This window comes from Pseudomonas sp. DD1, assembly GCF_044510355.1.
Classification (GTDB): domain Bacteria; phylum Pseudomonadota; class Gammaproteobacteria; order Pseudomonadales; family Pseudomonadaceae; genus Aquipseudomonas; species Aquipseudomonas shahriarae.
In genome coordinates this window covers 22,075-39,028 of sequence record NZ_MSAJ01000016.1, presented here as the reverse complement: position 1 = coordinate 39,028, position 16,954 = coordinate 22,075, and the positions used below count along the sequence as shown (strand labels likewise).

At 62.2% G+C, this 16,954-nt stretch carries 14 protein-coding genes and 3 pseudogenes; 7 read left to right on the top strand and 10 right to left on the bottom strand.

Annotated features, from left to right (window positions below; all coding sequences use genetic code 11):
* Positions 1-600, top strand: a pseudogene (locus PSFL_RS12895) (RHS repeat-associated core domain-containing protein); the annotation flags it as partial.
* A 24-nt stretch (positions 601-624) separates the two neighbouring features.
* Here PSFL_RS12895 and PSFL_RS12890 read toward each other — a convergent pair.
* From PSFL_RS12890 to PSFL_RS12880, 3 genes are all read right to left on the bottom strand, one after another.
* Entirely contained in the window at positions 625-1,752 is a 1,128-nt protein-coding gene (locus PSFL_RS12890; RefSeq protein WP_057958534.1) for an FAD-binding oxidoreductase, read from the bottom strand.
* 145 nt (positions 1,753-1,897) lie between these two features.
* Positions 1,898-3,370, bottom strand: a complete 1,473-nt coding sequence (gene rhlB / locus PSFL_RS12885) for an ATP-dependent RNA helicase RhlB (protein ID WP_115128943.1) — start codon at positions 3,368-3,370, stop codon at positions 1,898-1,900.
* A 96-nt stretch (positions 3,371-3,466) separates the two neighbouring features.
* Entirely contained in the window at positions 3,467-4,123 is a 657-nt protein-coding gene (locus tag PSFL_RS12880; RefSeq protein WP_169959727.1) for an alpha/beta hydrolase, read from the bottom strand.
* A gap of 345 nt (positions 4,124-4,468) precedes the next feature.
* Between PSFL_RS12880 and PSFL_RS12875 the strand changes: the two genes are divergently transcribed.
* The 4 genes from PSFL_RS12875 (at position 4,469) to PSFL_RS12860 (ending at position 8,637) form a co-directional block, all read left to right on the top strand.
* Positions 4,469-5,500, top strand: a complete 1,032-nt coding sequence (locus PSFL_RS12875; protein ID WP_057438245.1) for an amino acid ABC transporter substrate-binding protein — start codon at positions 4,469-4,471, stop codon at positions 5,498-5,500.
* Positions 5,501-5,572: 72 nt separating this feature from the next.
* The gene (locus PSFL_RS12870) at positions 5,573-6,754 is read left to right on the top strand and encodes an amino acid ABC transporter permease (protein WP_115128941.1); all 1,182 of its coding nucleotides are present in this window, start codon (positions 5,573-5,575) and stop codon (positions 6,752-6,754) included.
* A 10-nt stretch (positions 6,755-6,764) separates the two neighbouring features.
* The gene (locus PSFL_RS12865) at positions 6,765-7,862 is read left to right on the top strand and encodes an amino acid ABC transporter permease (RefSeq protein ID WP_115128940.1); all 1,098 of its coding nucleotides are present in this window, start codon (positions 6,765-6,767) and stop codon (positions 7,860-7,862) included.
* A 10-nt stretch (positions 7,863-7,872) separates the two neighbouring features.
* Positions 7,873-8,637 carry an amino acid ABC transporter ATP-binding protein gene (locus PSFL_RS12860; protein WP_045062117.1) on the top strand — a complete coding sequence of 255 codons (765 nt, stop codon included), beginning with the start codon at positions 7,873-7,875 and terminating at the stop codon, positions 8,635-8,637.
* A 46-nt stretch (positions 8,638-8,683) separates the two neighbouring features.
* On the opposite strand, the pseudogene PSFL_RS12855 reads toward PSFL_RS12860, so the two are convergent.
* Together PSFL_RS12855 and PSFL_RS12850 are read right to left on the bottom strand one after the other, a co-directional pair.
* A pseudogene (locus PSFL_RS12855) lies at positions 8,684-9,108 on the bottom strand (type II toxin-antitoxin system MqsA family antitoxin); the annotation flags it as partial.
* A pseudogene (locus PSFL_RS12850) lies at positions 9,108-9,179 on the bottom strand (type II toxin-antitoxin system MqsR family toxin); the annotation flags it as partial. The pseudogenes PSFL_RS12855 and PSFL_RS12850, both read right to left, overlap by 1 nt.
* A gap of 159 nt (positions 9,180-9,338) precedes the next feature.
* Here PSFL_RS12850 and PSFL_RS12845 point away from each other — a divergent pair.
* Both PSFL_RS12845 and PSFL_RS12840 read left to right on the top strand, forming a co-directional pair.
* Positions 9,339-9,998 carry a FadR/GntR family transcriptional regulator gene (locus tag PSFL_RS12845; RefSeq protein WP_057958539.1) on the top strand — a complete coding sequence of 220 codons (660 nt, stop codon included), beginning with the start codon at positions 9,339-9,341 and terminating at the stop codon, positions 9,996-9,998.
* On the top strand, positions 9,988-11,268 hold the full coding sequence (locus tag PSFL_RS12840; RefSeq protein ID WP_057438249.1) for a CynX/NimT family MFS transporter: 1,281 nt from the start codon (positions 9,988-9,990) through the stop codon (positions 11,266-11,268). The genes PSFL_RS12845 and PSFL_RS12840 overlap by 11 nt, the downstream gene beginning before the upstream one ends.
* Here the strand turns inward: PSFL_RS12840 and PSFL_RS12835 are convergent.
* Genes PSFL_RS12835 through PSFL_RS12815 form a run of 5 tightly spaced genes read right to left on the bottom strand, consistent with a single transcriptional unit; the run spans position 11,265 to position 16,936 of the window.
* Entirely contained in the window at positions 11,265-11,915 is a 651-nt protein-coding gene (locus PSFL_RS12835; RefSeq protein ID WP_397470144.1) for a DUF1120 domain-containing protein, read from the bottom strand. The genes PSFL_RS12840 and PSFL_RS12835 overlap by 4 nt on opposite strands.
* A gap of 17 nt (positions 11,916-11,932) precedes the next feature.
* Positions 11,933-13,075 carry a DUF1120 domain-containing protein gene (locus PSFL_RS12830; RefSeq protein ID WP_397470143.1) on the bottom strand — a complete coding sequence of 381 codons (1,143 nt, stop codon included), beginning with the start codon at positions 13,073-13,075 and terminating at the stop codon, positions 11,933-11,935.
* 11 nt (positions 13,076-13,086) lie between these two features.
* A complete protein-coding gene (locus PSFL_RS12825) occupies positions 13,087-15,519 on the bottom strand; it encodes a fimbria/pilus outer membrane usher protein (RefSeq protein ID WP_397470142.1) in 2,433 nt (810 codons plus the stop codon).
* A 55-nt stretch (positions 15,520-15,574) separates the two neighbouring features.
* On the bottom strand, positions 15,575-16,276 hold the full coding sequence (locus PSFL_RS12820; protein WP_397470141.1) for a fimbria/pilus chaperone family protein: 702 nt from the start codon (positions 16,274-16,276) through the stop codon (positions 15,575-15,577).
* A 33-nt stretch (positions 16,277-16,309) separates the two neighbouring features.
* Complete coding sequence (locus PSFL_RS12815) at positions 16,310-16,936, bottom strand: DUF1120 domain-containing protein (RefSeq protein ID WP_115128933.1); 627 nt, start codon at positions 16,934-16,936, stop codon at positions 16,310-16,312.
* Positions 16,937-16,954: the final 18 nt, after the last annotated feature.

The window sequence follows — 16,954 nt, the reverse complement described above, 5'->3', positions numbered from 1 at the left end:
TCGTTGGGGGTGGTTGGGGGAACGCTTAGTGTCGCAGCCTTGAGTATCGCTGAGGTCGACAGGGCGATGGGTTGGGACCGTTCGCACCACATCCAAAACCTGGGGTGGGCATCTTTCGGGTTCTCTGTGGCGTCATGGGTAGTTAGCTTTGCGGGGGCCTACACGTCGGCAAGTATGGCCTACACTGCGGCTCTCAAGGCCAGCACGGCCAAGGACTTTGTCAAGTACAGCAGCTTTTTTGACGCCCCACTGGGGGCCAGCTTTCTGGCGGCTGGCAAGCGGATGCTGGGCTTGAGCTATAAGTTCACCGATAAACAGGGAATCACTAGCTTCAGCAAGGTTTACGGGGTCACCCGTTTCGTATTGAGAAGTACCAACTTTGGTCGCTCGGTAGAGGCCAGAACCACATCGGCAGGCTCGGGTGGTGGCGATCCTGCCCAACCCGTGCCAGGTGCTCCCGGTTCGGCCCATCCCCAGCCGCAAGCCACGGGCAGTCGCCTGGTGGATATGCCGGCCAGCAGTGCAGGCTATTACCAGGCATTCAGAGACGAGGCGTCGCGCATTCGCCAGCCCATCATTGCGCAGTTGTATCAAGGATGATCCAGCAGGGCACCGTGCCTGCAATCAACCCAGGCGCCGGGGCGATAACATCGCCTCCGTCAGGCCGGCACGCTGCAACGCCTCGGGTAACGCCAGGTGGCGAACCAATGCCGCACTGGCCTGGCCCATCGCCGGTGAGGTCTGGATGCCATAACCGCCCTGGGCCGCGACCCAGAATAAACCCTCGACCTGTGGATCGAACCCGCACACCAGGTCGCCATCGCTGACAAAGCTGCGCAACCCTGCCCAGGTGCGGGTCGGGCGGCGGATGCTCAGGGTGGTGGCTTGTTCGATGTGATAGATGCCCGTGGCAATGTCCAGCTCTTCGGGTTGCACGTCGTGGGGCGCCACCGGGTCGGCATTGGCCGGTGAGCCGAGGAACATGCCGGCGTCGGGCTTCATGTAGAACGAGCCGTCGAGGGCCGCCAGTTCCGGCCAGGTGTGGCTATTCACCTCGGCGGGTGGCGCGAAGATAAAGGCGCTGCGCCGCTTGGGTTGCAGGCCGATCTTCCGCGCTCCGGCCAGCTCGCCAATGGTGTCGGCCCAGGCGCCGGCGGCATTGAGGATCACCGGGGCGCTGAAGCGTTGTTGCGAAGTGCGCACGTGCCACTGGCCCTCGCCGTCGCGGGTCAGTTTCTGCACTTCATTGTCGGTGTGGATTTCTCCGCCATTGCGCCGGATACCACGTAGATAGCCTTGGTACAGCGCGTCGGTGTCGATGTCGCAGACCGTCGGGTCGTAGATCGCCCCGTGGACTTTTTCCGGGCGCAGGATCGGCAGCCTGTGCAGCGCCTCCTCGGCACTCAGCAGCTGCGTCTCGGGTACCAGGGCCTTGGCACTCAGGTATTGGCGCTGCAGTTCGTCAGGATCGCCCAGCAGGTCCACCAGCAGTTCGCCACGGGGCGTGAGCAACGGATGCTCGCTGAAACCAGCGGGCGGGTGATCGAAGAAGTCGCGGCTGCCCAGGGTCAAGGCGCGCACTTGCGGGGTACCGTAGGCGGCGATATACAGCGCGGCCGAGCGGCCAGTGGAGTGATAGCCCGGCATGGACTCACGCTCCAGCACGATGACGCGGGCGTGTCGGGACAGCCAGTAACCGGCGGAGGCACCGGCAATACCGCCGCCGATGATGATGTAGTCGGCCTGGTTCATGTGTTCCTCCTTGAATGTGAAAGCGCTGAAAGCAAATGTGGGAGCGGGCTTGCTCGCGAATGCGGTGTGTCAGTCTCTGGACATATTGACTGATTCACTGCGTTCGCGAGCAATCCCGCTCCCACATCTTTTACCGCATTCCAGCTTAAGGGCGTTTACGCTCTACGGGACGCAGCAAGTGCGTCGGCGGCGTTTCGCAGCTGATCTTGCGGCCCAGCAAGGTTTCGATCGACGGCAATTGATACGAGTCGTCTTCCCCGGCAAAGCTGATCGACACACCGGCAGCGCCTGCACGCCCGGTACGGCCGATACGGTGTACGTAGTCGTCCGGCACTTCCGGCAGGGTGAAGTTGATCACGTGGCTGATGCCGTCGATATGAATCCCGCGGCCTGCCACATCGGTGGCCACCAGCACGCGGATCTTGCCTTCGCGAAAGCCTTCCAGGGTCTTGATGCGTTTGTGCTGCGGCACGTCGCCGGACAGTTGCGCGGCATTGACGCCGTCGCGAACCAGGCGTTCTTCAATGCGCCGCACTTCGTCCTTGCGGTTGGCAAATACCATGACCCGCTCCCAACCGTTGTCGTTGACCAGGTTGTAGAGCAGCTTGTATTTGTCGGCACCGGCCACCGCATAGATATGCTGTTCGACGTTTTCGCTGGCGACGTTCAGCGCCTCGATCTCGACGATGGACGGGTCGGTGGTCCACTGCTTGGCGAGGTTCATCACGTCTTCGGTGAAGGTCGCGGAGAACAGCAGGGTCTGGCGTTCGTTTTTCGGTGGGGTCTGGCGAATGATCTGACGCACTTGTGGGATAAACCCCATGTCGAGCATCCGGTCGGCTTCGTCCAGCACCATCACTTCAACCATGTCCAGGTGCACGTCACCACGCTGGTTGAAGTCCAGCAAACGGCCCGGGGTGGCGACCAGGATGTCGCAGTGCCGCGCTTCCAGGTGCTTGAGCTGTTTGTCGAAGTCCATGCCGCCCACAAACGTCATGACGTTGAGGCCGGTGTACTTGGTCAGGTCGGCGGCATCCTTGGCGATCTGCACCACCAGCTCCCGGGTCGGGGCGATGATCAGTGCCCGTGGCTCGCCCATGTAGCGCTCTTTGGGCGGCGGGGTTTGCAGCAGCTGGGTAATGATCGAGATCAGGAACGCTGCGGTCTTGCCGGTACCGGTCTGGGCGCGGCCAATGGCGTCTTTGCCGGCCAGGGTGAAGCCTAGTACCTGGGCCTGGATCGGCGTGCAGTATGGAAAGCCCAGGTCCTGGATGGCATGCATCAGTTCCGGGGCCAGCTTGAAGTCGTGAAAGCGGGTCTTGCCCTCTTGGGGCTCAACCACGAAGTCTTCCAGTTTCCACGGCTTTACCACCGGTTTTGGCGCACGTTCGCGGCGCGGTTTTTCTACGCGCGGTGGTTCTTCTACGGGCTGGGCGGCTGGAGCCGGGGCGGCAGGCGTGGCAGGCGCTGGTTTTGGCGAGGCAACGGGCGCGGTTCGGCCAGGCTGTTTACCGTCATTGCGGCTGCCGGAAGTTTGGGCCGGGGCGCTGGGAACAGGGGCGAGTGGTTCAGCCTCGCTTTTACCGAACATCTTCTTGAGTGCTTTGAGCACGGTCATCTCATCAATTGGTTAAGGAATGTACGCCGGCCAGTGTAATGCAAGAATCGGGCGCGGCGTAGTGCGTTGGACACGCGGCTACACAATGGCGGTTTTTTAGCCAAGGCGCTGGCTTAGCCATTGACCGATATCGCGGATCTCTTCGGGTAACACTTCGTGACCCATTGGGTATTCTTGCCATGTCACGGTGACACCCTGCTGCTTTAAATGCTCATAGGCGCTGCGGCCCATGGCGTTCTGCACCACTTCATCGTACTGGCCGTGCAGGCACAGGGCCGGAATGCGCTGCTGGCTGGCGGACAGTTCCAGTTCATCGCTGAACGTCGGTGCATAAGTGGAGAGGGCAAGCACGCCACCCAAGGCTCCCTGCCATTTCATAAAGGCGGCGTGCAGGACCACCGCGCCGCCTTGGGAAAAGCCGGCAAGGAAAATGCGCGAGGCGTCTATTCCGCTGGCTTTTTGTTGGTCGATCAAATCAATGACCATTTTTGCCGACTCATCCAGCTGTTCACGGCTGATGGCCCGTGCCGGGGTCATGGCCAATATGTCGTACCAGCTTGGCATCTCGTAGCCGCCATTGATGCTCACCGCACGGGTCGGTGCCTGGGGCAATACAAAGCGCGTGGACAGCAAGCTTTCCTGCAACGCCTCCGCCACTGGCAAGAAGTCGTAGCGATCGGCACCCAGGCCATGCAACCAGATTACGCAGGCGTCTGCGGGCTTGGCGGGCTGAAGAATCAAGGGGTCGGTCATGTTTGCTCCATAAATGTGCGTGCGCGCCGAAGAGATGCGACAAGGCAGTTCGTGCAAGGCGGCTCAGTTAACAAGATGTCGCATGGTTGACTGTTTTGCGATTGATCCTGGGCTGAAACGACTCAGCTGACACTCTGGTACGGCGCTTGCTATGTGTAGGTCGATGTCAGAACTATCCGGGGACGGTAACACTATCAGTGACTACCGCCTCTGGGATAGCCGCTGCAATGACAGCGACAGCCTCTTGCTGCTTGACCCCAAAAAAAGCCAACACGGGTCGATATCGCCTCATAAGGGTGCGCAGAGGTTCGAGCTCCGACACAACAAGAGCAACTGGAGGTTTGAATGAAGGTATTGAAGTCCACCCTGGCCATCGTGACTGCGGCGACCGTATTGGGGATCAGTGGTCTGGCCCAGGCCGGTGCCACCCTGGATGCAGTGCAGAAGAAAGGGTTTGTGCAATGTGGCGTCAGCGACGGCCTGCCGGGTTTCTCGGTGCCGGATGCCAGCGGCAAGATCCTCGGGATTGACGCTGACTACTGCCGCGCTGTGGCCGCTGCGGTGTTCGGCGACGCGACCAAGGTCAAGTTCAGCCAATTGAATGCCAAGGAGCGTTTCACCGCGCTGCAGTCTGGCGAAGTCGACATCCTCTCGCGCAATACCACCATGACCAGCTCCCGCGATGCGGGCATGGGCCTGAAATTCCCGGGGTTCATCACCTACTACGACGGCATCGGCTTTTTGGTCAACAACAAGCTGGGCGTGAAAAGTGCCAAGGAACTGGACGGTGCAACCATCTGCATCCAGGCCGGTACCACCACCGAGCTGAACGTTTCCGACTACTTCCGTGGCAACAACCTCAAGTACACCCCGATCACCTTCGACACCTCCGATGAAAGCGCCAAGTCCCTGGAGTCCGGGCGCTGCGACGTGCTGACCTCCGACAAGTCGCAACTGTTCGCCCAGCGCAGCAAGCTGGCCGCGCCGAAAGACTACGTGGTCCTCCCGGAAACCATTTCCAAGGAGCCCCTGGGCCCGGTCGTGCGTAATGGCGACGACGAGTGGCTGGCCATCGTGCGCTGGGTGGGCTACGCCATGCTCAACGCTGAAGAAGCCGGTATCACCTCGAAAAACGTCGAGGCTGAAGCCAAGGCCACCAAGAACCCGGACGTTGCCCGTCTGCTGGGCGCTGACGGCGAATACGGCAAAGACTTGAAAGTGAAGAAGGACTGGGTGGTCCAGATCGTCAAGCAGGTCGGTAACTACGGTGAAGTGTTCGAGCGCAACCTGGGCAAGAGCACCCCGCTGGAAATCGACCGTGGCCTGAACGCGCTGTGGAACAACGGTGGCATTCAATACGCACCTCCTGTGCGCTGATCGCTGATGGTTCTATCACCCGGTGGGCCAACCGCCGGGTGATGTTCTGTTCCATTTTTTGCGGGGCACTTAATGCAAACTCAAATCGGCGCACCAAAACAGAAGCTCAGCTTCAGTGATCCAAAAGTGCGTGCGTGGCTGTTCCAGATCATCACCATCGTGGCGGTGGTCGCGTTGGGCTGGTACCTGTTCAACAACACGCAAACCAATCTTCAGCACCGGGGCATTACCTCCGGCTTCGACTTCCTCGAGCGCAGCGCCGGTTTCGGCATCGCTCAACATTTGATCGACTACACCGAATCGGACAGCTATGCCCGGGTCTTTGTGATTGGTCTGCTCAACACCTTGCTGGTCACTGTGATCGGTGTGGTCCTGGCCACCATCCTCGGGTTTATCATCGGCGTGGCCCGGCTGTCACCGAACTGGATCATCAGCAAACTGGCGACGGTGTATGTGGAGGTGTTTCGCAATATTCCGCCGCTGCTGCAAATCCTGTTCTGGTATTTCGCGGTGTTCCTGACCATGCCAGGGCCGCGCAACAGCCATAACTTCGGCGACACCTTCTTTGTCAGCAGCCGTGGCCTGAACATGCCGGCGGCCGTCGCGGCCGATGGGTTCTGGCCGTTTGTCGTCAGCGTGGTGGTGGCGATCATCGCCATTGTGTTGATGAGCCGTTGGGCCAATAAACGCTTTGAAGCCACCGGCGTACCGTTCCATAAATTCTGGGCAGGCCTGGCGCTGTTCCTGGTGATCCCGGCGTTGTGCACGTTGCTGTTTGGTGCGCCCGTGCATTGGCAAATGCCGGAACTCAAGGGCTTCAACTTCGTCGGCGGCTGGGTTCTGATCCCCGAGCTGCTGGCGCTGACCCTGGCGCTCACGGTTTACACAGCAGCGTTTATTGCCGAGATCGTACGTTCGGGCATCAAGTCGGTCAGCCACGGCCAGACCGAAGCCGCGCGCTCCCTGGGCCTGCGCCCCGGGCCCACGCTGCGCAAGGTCATCATCCCGCAAGCCCTGCGGGTGATCATCCCGCCGCTGACCAGCCAATACCTGAACCTGGCGAAAAACTCGTCCCTGGCCGCCGGTATCGGCTATCCGGAAATGGTTTCGCTGTTTGCCGGCACGGTGCTCAACCAGACCGGCCAGGCCATCGAGGTCATTGCCATCACCATGAGCGTGTACCTGGCAATCAGCATCAGCATTTCCCTGCTGATGAACGGGTACAACAAGCGCATTGCGCTGATCGAACGGTGAGGACACCCGTATGACTTCCCATACTTTCAAACCTGATATGCCGCCGCCGAACAAAGTCTTTGGCCCGATGGCATGGATGCGCGCCAACCTGTTTTCCAGTTGGCTCAATACCCTGCTGACCTTGCTGGCGTTCTACCTGGTGTACCTGGTGGTGCCACCGATCCTGCAGTGGGCGATCCTCGACGCCAACTGGGTCGGCACCACCCGCGCCGACTGCACCAAGGAAGGCGCCTGCTGGGTGTTTATCCAACAGCGCTTCGGGCAGTTCATGTACGGCTACTACCCCGGCGACCTGCGCTGGCGCGTGGACCTCACCGTGTGGCTGGCCGTGATTGGCGTGGCACCGCTGTTTATCTCGCGGTTTCAGCGCAAGGCGGTCTATGGCCTGGGCTTTCTGGTGCTGTACCCGATCATCGCCTACTTCCTGCTGCACGGCGGGATCTTCGGCCTGACCAACGTCGCCACCAGCCAATGGGGCGGCCTGATGCTGACCCTGGTCATCGCCACCGTTGGCATCGCCGGGGCCTTGCCCCTGGGGATTGTGCTGGCGCTGGGGCGACGCTCGAACATGCCGGCGATTCGTGTGGTGTGTGTGACCTTCATCGAGTTCTGGCGCGGCGTGCCGTTGATTACCGTGCTGTTCATGTCGTCGGTGATGCTGCCGCTGTTCCTGCCTGAAGGCATGGGCATCGACAAGCTGCTGCGGGCCCTGATCGGCGTGATCCTGTTCCAGTCGGCCTATGTGGCTGAAGTGGTGCGCGGTGGCTTGCAGGCGATTCCCAAGGGGCAGTACGAAGCGGCCGCCGCGATGGGCCTGGGCTACTGGCGCAGCATGGGCCTGGTGATCCTGCCGCAAGCCCTGAAGCTGGTGATCCCCGGCATCGTCAACACGTTTATTGCGCTGTTCAAGGACACCAGCCTGGTGATCATCATCGGCTTGTTCGACCTGCTCAACAGCGTCAAGCAAGCCGCCGCCGACCCGAAATGGCTGGGCATGGCCACTGAAGGCTATGTGTTCGCGGCCCTGGTGTTCTGGATTTTCTGTTTTGGTATGTCGCGCTATTCCATTCATTTGGAACACAAGCTCGACACTGGCCACAAGCGTTAGGAGTTTCTTGATGAGCGAAGCAATCAAACAGCCGGTGAGCCCTGAAGGCATTATCCAGATGCAGGGCGTCAACAAGTGGTACGGCCAGTTCCATGTGTTGAAAGACATCAACCTCAACGTCAAGCAGGGCGAGCGCATCGTGCTGTGCGGCCCGTCCGGTTCGGGCAAATCCACCACCATTCGCTGCCTCAACCGCCTGGAAGAGCACCAGCAGGGGCGCATCGTGGTCGATGGCGTGGAACTGACCAATGACCTCAAGCAGATCGAAAGCGTGCGCCGGGAAGTGGGCATGGTGTTCCAGCACTTCAACCTGTTCCCGCACCTGACCATCCTGCAGAACTGCACGCTGGCGCCGATGTGGGTGCGCAAAATGCCCAAGCGCAAGGCCGAGGAAATCGCCATGCACTACCTGGAGCGCGTGCGCATCCCGGAGCAGGCCCACAAGTTCCCGGGACAATTGTCGGGCGGCCAGCAACAGCGTGTGGCGATTGCCCGTGCCCTGTGCATGAAGCCGAAAATCATGCTGTTCGACGAGCCGACCTCGGCCCTCGACCCGGAGATGGTCAAGGAGGTGCTGGACACCATGATCGGCCTGGCCGAAGACGGCATGACCATGTTGTGCGTGACCCACGAAATGGGCTTTGCGCGCACCGTGGCCAACCGCGTGATCTTTATGGACAAGGGCGAGATCGTGGAACAGGCGGCGCCCAATGACTTCTTCGACAACCCGCAGAATGAGCGGACCAAGTTGTTCTTGAGTCAGATTTTGCATTGATGGATGTTTGAGACCAACCCGGCCTGGCGCCGGGTTTTTTTTGCGGCTAGGAAGCGTTGAGTACTTCAGTGTCGCTGTTCACGGTAGAGGTGAAGGCACCGAACAAATCAGCACCCTCGGCGAGAGCTTTTGCGTCTGCCAGCAAATGTGGGTGACGATCCAATAACCGCATCAACAGCACCAAGGGTTTGGGTGCCATCAACTCACCGCGCTCGTACCGAGAGAACGCGTTGTGGCCGCCCCGGACAGCAATTGCACGGCTTCTTTTTGTGTAAGGTGCCGTTTTCGGCGGATGCGTTTTATCTCGGCGCCGATCATTTTTCGCGCGGCGAGAACCAGCTCATCACCCGCTTCTGCATAGTGATCTGCACTATCGGTATCGGGGTCCCAAAAGCCGTCACCACAGGCTTCGCATTCCCAGCCTGAAAGAGTGTCGACCCGACGCTCCATGCCCTGGACACTGATGGTTTTGCGTTCCTTCCAAGCCGCCTGACATCCGCCTTTATCACCGCCGAATCGTAATGAAGTGTGTACTTTTCCATAAGACACCTGAGGCCAACAATTACCCTTGAAGGGTAATTTTACTGATCGAAAATTCGCCTCCTTTGCCCGCCTGAAAACCCTGGTGCGTTGCTTCTGTAGACAACTCCGAATAGTCTGTACGAAAATTCATCCTATGATTGGACGAAAGTACAAAACCCATGCCGGACATCGCCCCTCTTATCAAACGCTCCCTGGTCGACCAGGCCCTGGACCAACTGCGCCAGCGCATCACCCAAGGCAAATGGGCGATTGGCGAGCGCCTGCCCACCGAGCCGGAGCTGTCGGCCGAGCTGGGCATCAGCCGCAATACCGTGCGCGAGGCCATGCGGGTGCTGGCGTTCTCCGGGCTGATCGAGGTTCGCCAGGGAGACGGTAGCTACCTGCGTTCCATGACCGATCCGTTGGGGGTGATGAATGCCATGTCCCAGTGCACCCTGGAGCAGGCGCAGGAGACGCGGCAGATTCTTGAGGTCGAGGCCGTCGGCCTGGCGGCCTTGCGCCGCACCCCTGAGGATCTGCAACGCCTGCACCAAGCGCTGCAGGCCAGTGGCGAGCACTACCACGGCGACCTGGAGCACTACATCCAGTGCGACCTGGTGTTCCACAAGCGCCTGGTGGACGCGGCCCACAACCCGGCCTTGAGCGAGCTGTACCAGTACTTTTCCAGCATCGTCGGCGCCCAGTTGCGCCAGACCCTGAATATCAAGCCGCGTCGCCAGGCAGTGTTCGACCTGCATGTCGAACTGCTCAATGCCGTGGAGCAGCAGGCCCCGGAGCGCGCCAAAGCCCTGTCCCGGCAGTTGATCAATGAACCTTGAACCCGAGAACGCCATGCCCCGCCCAGAAAATGCCCTTGAAGAATTGCTGATCGACGCCGAGGCCGACGACGAGGTGGTCCAGCACAGTCCGCCGCAGGTGCATCGTCCGTGGCTGTTATTACTGGGCCTGATCCTGGTGGCGTTGAACCTGCGCCCGGCGTTGTCGAGCATGGCACCGCTGCTCAGTGAAGTGTCCGCCAGCCTGGGGTTGTCGGCGGCCCAGGCCGGCCTGCTGACCACCTTGCCGGTGCTGTGCCTGGGCCTGTTTGCGCCCATGGCGCCGATCCTCGCCCGACGGTTTGGCGCCGAGCGTGTGGTGCTGGGGATTTTATTGACCCTGGCCGCCGGGATCATTCTGCGCAGCTCGTTCGGTGAGGTCGGGCTGTTCGCCGGCAGTCTGTTGGCCGGGGCCAGTATCGGCATTATCGGGGTGTTGTTGCCGGGGATCGTCAAGCGTGACTTCGCCAGGCAGGCCGGGGCCATGACGGGGGTCTACACCATGGCCCTGTGCCTGGGCGCGGCGTTGGCAGCAGGGGCCACGGTGCCGTTGAGTCATTACTTCGCAGACAGCTGGAACATCGGCCTGGGCTTCTGGATGCTGCCGGCACTGCTGGCGGCGCTGTTCTGGTTACCGCAAGTCGGGCAGAAACACGGCGCCCACCAGGTGGCGTACCGGGTCAAGGGCTTGCTGCGCGACCCGCTGGCCTGGCAGGTGACGTTGTATATGGGCCTGCAATCGTCCCTGGCCTATATCGTGTTCGGCTGGCTGCCGTCGATCCTCATCGGCCGTGGCCTGAGTGCCACTGAAGCCGGGTTGGCCCTGTCCGGCTCGATCATCGTGCAACTGGCCAGCTCCCTGGCCGCACCCTGGCTGGCCACCCGTGGCAAGGATCAACGCCTGGCCATTGTGGTGGTGATGCTGCTGACCCTCGGCGGCCTGTTCGGGTGCCTGTATGCACCGTTGGACGGTCTGTGGGGCTGGGCGATTCTGTTGGGCCTGGGCCAGGGTGGCACGTTCAGCCTGGCGCTGACCTTGATCGTGCTGCGCTCGCGCGATTCCCATGTGGCCGCCAACCTGTCGAGCATGGCCCAGGGCATCGGCTACACCCTGGCGTCCCTTGGCCCGTTCGCGGTCGGCCTGGTGCATGACTGGACCGGCGGCTGGACGGCCATTGGCTGGATTTTCGCGGTAATCGGCCTGGGTGCAATCGTCGCCGGGCTGGGCGCAGGACGTGCGCAGTATGTGCAGGTCACCAGCGAGAAACTCTAGAGATACAGCACTTCCAGGGTTGCCGAGCCATCCAGCGGGGTGTCGGTGCTCAGGTCCAGGTTCTGCCGGGCATTGATCACCGCCTCGACTTTGACCGTGCTGATCAGAACCTGAATCGCCGACGGTCCGGCGACACTGTCTTTGGTTTCGGTGAACCCCAGGTAACTGTTGGCGCCAATCTCGATGGTGTTGAGGTTGGCGGTACGCCAGGCCAGGCCGCCGGTGGTGGACTCGGTGCCGTAGATCAGCGAAGTACTGTCGACCAGCGTTTTTCTGGGATCAAACGTCATGGAATACAGCCCGATGCGATTACCACTGTTGTCGAGCCCCAGCCCGTAATAGATCTCGCTGTTGACCGTGGCCGAACCGTTGCGATTGTCGCGCATGCGCAGGGCAAAGCGCGCTGGGGCATTGCAGCCGATTCTGACTTGCAACTGCTTGATCGGCAAGCGTGTGCCCTTGTCGAGGTTCAGGTCATGTTGGGAAATCTTGCCGTAGTCGATCAGCCCGCCGCTGGACAGCAGCGGGGTACAGGCTGTCGGCGTGACCTGGCCTGTGACGCTCAGGTCCACGGTCGAGGCGGCCAGCGCAGGTTGCGCCGAGACCAGTAACAGCAGGGCGGGCAAAGCCAGGCAGTGCTTGTGCATAAAGAAGGTTCCAGAGGTCAGAGGTAGATGATTTCCAGGGTGCCGGAGCCGTTGATACGCACCACGTTGCGCAGGTCCATGGATTGGGTGGGGGCCAGGTAGGGCTTGATGCGCACCGTGCCGACCAGGTGTTGAGCGGCAATCGGCCCCAGGGTGCTGCCGATGCTGTCGGTAAACCCCATCAGGCTATTGGCGGCGATCGGGATCTGCCGGGCGGTGGCGCTGCTCCAGGCCTGGCCGTTGCTGGTGGAGTCGGTGCGATAGAGGGTGCCCAGGTTATCGGCGCTGAAGTCCGCCGGGTCGATGTTCAGATAGTAGCGACCGATTTTGTTGTGACTGTCATCCACGCCCAGGCCGTAGGCGGTCTCATCGGTGCCGCCGGTGGCCGAGCCGAATCGGTTGTCGTGCATCACCAGGGCGAAGCGTGCGGGGGCATCGCAATTCACGGAAAACTGCAACGTACGGGTGGGCAGCGGGGTTTCTGCAGTGGCGCTCAGGTCCTTGGCCAGCAAGGTGCCGTAATCCACCAGGCCGCCGTTGGATAACTGCGGTGTGCAAGCGACGGGGGCGAAGTGGGCGCGCAGGGTCAGTTCGCGGTAGCGTCCGCTTTGGGGGGCGTCGAAGGTGCCCGACACTTCCCAGGTGGTCGCATCGCGCACGTGGGTCGCGGCCACGTCGGCCCAGGCACTGAGGCTTACTTGCAGGGAAAAGTGCTGGCCTTGCACCGGAGTGCCGCGGACCATCGGCACCACCCCATGGCCTGGACGCCAGTTCAACGCTGTGGCGACGGTGGCGGGAGGCTGGCCGGCGCCCTCTAGTAACCCCAGCTCCACTGCCTGGCCATCCAGCACGCCATCGCTGACTTGCAGGGCGTAGTGTCCATGTTCGGTAAATTGCAGGTATTGCGCATTCGCCGCCAGGGCCCGATAGAACACACCCATATCCGCCGGTTGCGGACAACTCAGGTTCAGGCTCAGGCGGCGCTCGCCGAGCAGGCGCTGGGGGGCACTGTCGTTTTGTGCAAGGCGGCTCATCAGGCCCAAATCCAGCAGGGATTCACTGAGGGTCAACTGGCACTCGTCATCGGCCAGGGCATTGCCGGCAAGGCCGACGGTAAGCACGACCGCCATCAGTCGCTTTGGGGCGCGGAAAAGGCGCATGGTGATCGTCCTCATAAGGCGTTGCAGCTCGCTGGCGCGGTTTCGAAGTACACCTGGGGATCGCCCTTGGCCGACAGTTCAAATTGCAGCCGGCAGCGCTCCATCTCTGGTGCGCTGACCCACAATTCGGACTGCTCCAGCACGTTGGGCAGGAACACCTGGCCACCGTCCTGCACCAGGGTCACGAACTCGCCGCTGGCGGTACTGACAGAGGCGCCACGGGGCAGTAACGCCCCCTGTGCGGTGCGTGCGGTGAGCAACACTCGACGGGTCAAGGTCACGCCGAATTCGACCCGTTGCACGGCGCCGCGCCCGGCCGAGATCATGGTCAGGCCATTGTTGATATCGGCATTGCGCGGCAGCGAGCGGGTCTGCACTTCTACCGGGCTGCGGCCATAGGCGCTCACCTGGGGCACCACGGCCTGGCCTTGCCAGTCGGTCCACACCGGGCCGCTGGGCGTGCTCAGCTTGATACCGCCCATGTCGCCCAGCGCCACCACGGCAAAGGTGTCGCGCACCGCATACGGCGACAACGTGACACCGCCACCATGCAGCACCACGCCCCCCCGGGCGCTGCCCTGATAGCTCGAACGCTCGGCATCGGCGCGGCTGTAGCTGAAATCGAGTTGGCTGTAGCGGGGCAGGGCCGAGAGGCCGAGGGTGGTTTCGACCTGCTGGTCGCGGGTGTCGTGTTCGGCGCTGACGCGGTAACTCAATTGATCGTCGATCTGTTCGTTCAGCCCCAGCCCCGTGCGATGTTCGCCACCCGAGTTGCGGACCCAGGCCCGCACGCGGCGGCTCTCGCCCAGAGGCAGGCTGACGTTCAGGTACACCGCGTTGTCCTGCTGCTGGCGCCCGCCCATCTGCCACTCGGCACTGGCCGACAATGACACCCCGCCGACGCTGGTGCCCCAGGACGCCAGGCCGCGACTGCTGCTCTCGCTGTCAGCGCTGCTCGAGCGCGAAACCCCGGCACTGAAAGCCCCCAGCCACGGGTGGGACCAGCCCAGCGTGGCGCTTTGTTGATCGCGATAACGGGAGCGCGGTTGCTGGGTGGTGTCGGGCGCGTAGGTGGCTTCTTCCAGTTCCCGATAGCCCGGTGTCCTCCAGGAATTGGCCACGCTGAACGACCATTGATCATTCAGGCGCTGGGCCCAGGACAGGTCGGTTTGCAGGCCACGGACCTTGTCCCGCGCCTGGGTATCGGCGAGCTGTGTGGACAGCTGGATCTGACTGTCCAGCCACGGCAGCCAACCCAGGCTCAGCCCCGCAGCCCGGTATTCACTGGACACCAGCACGCCGCTGCCCAGGGACAGTTGCGAGTGCACGGCACCGGTCCAGCCCGCGCTGGCGACCCACGGATCGTCGCCCTGGGCATCGCCGATATTGCGCACACGGCCCACCGCCACCGAGTACCCCGGTGCTGGCAACCCGAGGCCGAGCATGGCGGCGGGGACGGTGAAGCGTCGCTCGCCGCCGCTGCTTTCCTTGACCGTGACTTCGACGTCCGAACGCGAGTTCAGGCGCCGTACGTCCGTCAGGGAGAACGGTCCGGCGGGCACCACCGTGGAGTGAATCAACGCGCCGTTCTGCCGCACCTCGACTTGCGCCGGGCTGTTGGCAATACCGTCGATGGTCGCGCTTTGCCCCTGTTCCAGTAGAGCCTGTTCGGTCAGGACCTGGACCCCGGTGATCTGCGCACCGGATAACACCGGGTTGTAGAGGCTGATCTGCCCGGCTTGCAGCACGGCTTGATGGCTGGCAAAAGTGCGCTGGGCATAGGCCTCCAGATGGGTGCTGCGCGACAGCCCATCCTGCCAGGTCTGTACTTGGCGGCTGCGCACGATCCAGTCGCCGGCGTTGAAACCCACCTCGGTATTGGCCGAGCCAAACCGGCTGTTGCCGTCGCCGAAGCGGTTATAGAACCCTGTGAGATCGTAATTGAGCAAGCCGGCGACGCCGCCGGTTTCATAGCCCGAGACGTCCTGTTGCACCGGGCGCAATGCATCGGTCGGCACCACCAGGGACACGCTGAGGCTGGCGGGGTCCGGCTCCACCAGGCTTTGTGGGTACTGCGCGAGAAAATCATGGCAGGGCCCTTCGTCGCCGGGGATCGTCAGGTTGGCGGCGTCCAGCAAGGATCGGTCAAAACACAGTACGCCCTGTTGATCAAAACCCACCTCCAGGCGCCCACGAGGCTGGCCGTTGACCCGCAGGCTCACCGCCTGCCTGCCGGCGGCAAAGCGCGGGGCGTCCAGCAGCAGGTTGGCCAACTGTGGGTCAATGCCGCGCTGGTGCAGGGTGGTGGCGTCGAAGCCGGGCCGTGCTTCGGCCCAGGCTTTGCCCGGCAATAAGGCACAGGCCAGCAGCATCGCGGGGAAGGCAAGGCGAGCGGGGGTGTCGGGCACTGCTTCGCCGTCACGGGAGCTCAATATTGTTTTCACGAAAGGCACTCGATTGAAGGGCGTCTGTGGCGGGGCGGGAACCTCTTGTCGCTCGTCAGATGATCGGGGCTTCGTAGGCGGCAGCCGCAAAGCCGTAGACGGTGGCCGGTTGCAGTCGCACTTTAGTGGCGGGGCCGCCGCTGGCCTGCACACTCAGGGTCTCCCCGGGCAACACGTAGGTGCGAGGCAGCATGGCTTTGCCGTCACCGGGCAGCAGGCGCAGGTCCTGGGCCAGGCGCACCACATACGGGCTGTCGTTGCGCACGTGCAAGGTACTGCCCTGTTGCGACCAGGTCAGGCTGGTCCAGGGCGTGCGATTGAGGGCCAGGCCCTTGGGGTGGATGATCACCGGCAGGTTCTGGCGCACCGTCACGCCGACCTGTGCGTGCCCGGCTTTGGCCGCGGAACGGCCCTGGGGCATGCCTTCGAAGATCGCCCGTTTGAGCCGCTGGGTACGCAGCGGTTGTTGGCTTTGCAGGATGAAACGGACCAATTGCGACTTGTCCGGCTCCACCCGTGACAGTGGCGGCGTGACTACCAGCAGGGGGTCGGTGTCTTCGGGAATGTCTTCCAGGGTGACGTGCAACAAAGCGAGCTGGCCGTCGGTGTTGGTCACTGAAACGGCGGCCTCACCCTCGGCTTCGTAAATAATCACCACGGAGGTGTCCGGCACCATGCCGTCGGCCTGGGCCTGTGCGCCAAGCAGCAGCGACAGGGCAAGCCAGCAGGTTGCTGTTTTGAGTAAGGTTGTGGTCATGCCGGGGTCTTCCATTGGAGCAGCGTGAAGAGGTCAGAGGTAACGCAGGTCCAGCACGATGGAACCATCGAGCGGCACCTCCTGATTCAGGGTCAGGTACTGGGTGAAGTTGATCGACGTGTCGATGCGCAATTGAGTCGTCAACTGGCCGATGAAGTCCGGCTGGCGATCTCCGGGCAGGGCAAAGCCGACATAGGATTTGGGGTACGCATTGGGTTCCGGGCGCCAGGTTTCGCCACTGTCGGTGGAGGCCAGGACCTGCATGGGCTGTGAGTCGCCCTGGGGGTTGCGGTAGGACAGGGCGATGGACCCCAGGCGCTCGGCCGGGACGTGGATGTTTCGGCCCAAGCCATAGAAGAACCCAGGGGCCAGTGAGGATTGCGCGCGGTTATCGAGCCCCACCAGGGCAAACAACATCGGCCTGGTGCATTGCACCTTCAGTTCCAGCAACTGGCCCGGTAGTACGGTGAACTCGTTGGCGTTGAGGGTGTGGGCGGGAATTTTCCCATGATTAACCGTGCCGTCCTCTGACAGCGTCACGTGGCAGGCATCCGGCGTCAGCCGCCCCGTTACCGTGATATCGACAGAAGACGCGGCGAAGGCCGCTGCGCCATTCGTCAGCAAAAGCCAGATCGCCAGAAGGCGAGGGTAGGTGTTCATCGGTGGGCGCCACTGGCC

Excerpts from the sequence above, each read along its gene's own strand:
- PSFL_RS12890 (WP_057958534.1), bottom strand. The coding sequence starts at position 1,752 with ATGAACCAGGCCGACTACATCATCATCGGCGGCGGTATTGCCGGTGCC.
- rhlB (WP_115128943.1), bottom strand. The coding sequence starts at position 3,370 with ATGACCGTGCTCAAAGCACTCAAGAAGATGTTCGGTAAAAGCGAGGCT.
- PSFL_RS12880 (WP_169959727.1), bottom strand. The coding sequence starts at position 4,123 with ATGACCGACCCCTTGATTCTTCAGCCCGCCAAGCCCGCAGACGCCTGC.
- PSFL_RS12875 (WP_057438245.1), top strand. The coding sequence starts at position 4,469 with ATGAAGGTATTGAAGTCCACCCTGGCCATCGTGACTGCGGCGACCGTA.
- PSFL_RS12870 (WP_115128941.1), top strand. The coding sequence starts at position 5,573 with ATGCAAACTCAAATCGGCGCACCAAAACAGAAGCTCAGCTTCAGTGAT.
- PSFL_RS12865 (WP_115128940.1), top strand. The coding sequence starts at position 6,765 with ATGACTTCCCATACTTTCAAACCTGATATGCCGCCGCCGAACAAAGTC.
- PSFL_RS12860 (WP_045062117.1), top strand. The coding sequence starts at position 7,873 with ATGAGCGAAGCAATCAAACAGCCGGTGAGCCCTGAAGGCATTATCCAG.
- PSFL_RS12845 (WP_057958539.1), top strand. The coding sequence starts at position 9,339 with ATGCCGGACATCGCCCCTCTTATCAAACGCTCCCTGGTCGACCAGGCC.
- PSFL_RS12840 (WP_057438249.1), top strand. The coding sequence starts at position 9,988 with ATGAACCTTGAACCCGAGAACGCCATGCCCCGCCCAGAAAATGCCCTT.
- PSFL_RS12835 (WP_397470144.1), bottom strand. The coding sequence starts at position 11,915 with ATGCACAAGCACTGCCTGGCTTTGCCCGCCCTGCTGTTACTGGTCTCG.
- PSFL_RS12830 (WP_397470143.1), bottom strand. The coding sequence starts at position 13,075 with ATGCGCCTTTTCCGCGCCCCAAAGCGACTGATGGCGGTCGTGCTTACC.
- PSFL_RS12820 (WP_397470141.1), bottom strand. The coding sequence starts at position 16,276 with ATGACCACAACCTTACTCAAAACAGCAACCTGCTGGCTTGCCCTGTCG.
- PSFL_RS12815 (WP_115128933.1), bottom strand. The coding sequence starts at position 16,936 with ATGAACACCTACCCTCGCCTTCTGGCGATCTGGCTTTTGCTGACGAAT.